The 596-nt window shown below is 68.5% G+C and carries 1 protein-coding gene; it reads left to right on the top strand.

The annotated features are described in order from the left end of the window. Positions 1-596, top strand: a 596-nt coding sequence (locus IVB01_RS07595) for an Ig-like domain-containing protein (RefSeq protein WP_247494362.1), incomplete at both ends; no start/stop codon positions are given.

Genomic DNA, 596 nt, shown 5'->3' with positions numbered 1-596 from the left:
CAACGGCCGCTGGAGCACCACGGTCACGCTCAACAACGGCCAGAACTCGCTGACCGCGCGGGTGAGCGATGCGGCCGGCAATACCGCGACCAGCGGCGCAGTGGTCTATACGCTCAGCACCACCGGCCCGACGGTGACCGAGGCCTTGGCCTCCGACACCGGCACTTCAGTCACCGATCACGTCACCGCCAACCCGGCGCTGAGTGGCACCGGCCTCGCCAACACGGTGGTGCATCTGACGATCGATGGCGTTCTCAGCACCATCACGGCAACCGCCGATGCGCAAGGCGCCTGGTCGTTTACGCCGAGCACGCTGGCCGACGGTCCGCACACCATCGTGGCGAGCCAGACCGACACCTTCGGCAATACCGGCTCGGCGTCGCTGAGCTTCACCCTGGACACGACGGCACCCGCGGTCGCGATCACCAGCGCGGGCGGACCGGTCAACCAGGCGAGCCAGACCATCACCGGCACGGTCGGCGTCGCCGATGCCGGCACCACCGTCACCATCCTGGACGGCACCACCGCGATCGGCACCGCCATCGTGCAGAGCAACGGCAGCTGGAGCACCACGGTCACGCTCAACAACGGCCAGA

It is taken from the genome of Bradyrhizobium sp. 164 (assembly GCF_023073715.1).
Lineage (GTDB): Bacteria > Pseudomonadota > Alphaproteobacteria > Rhizobiales > Xanthobacteraceae > Bradyrhizobium.
The sequence above is the reverse complement of the archived record's forward strand: the minus strand, read 5'-3'. Positions and strand labels throughout refer to the sequence as shown.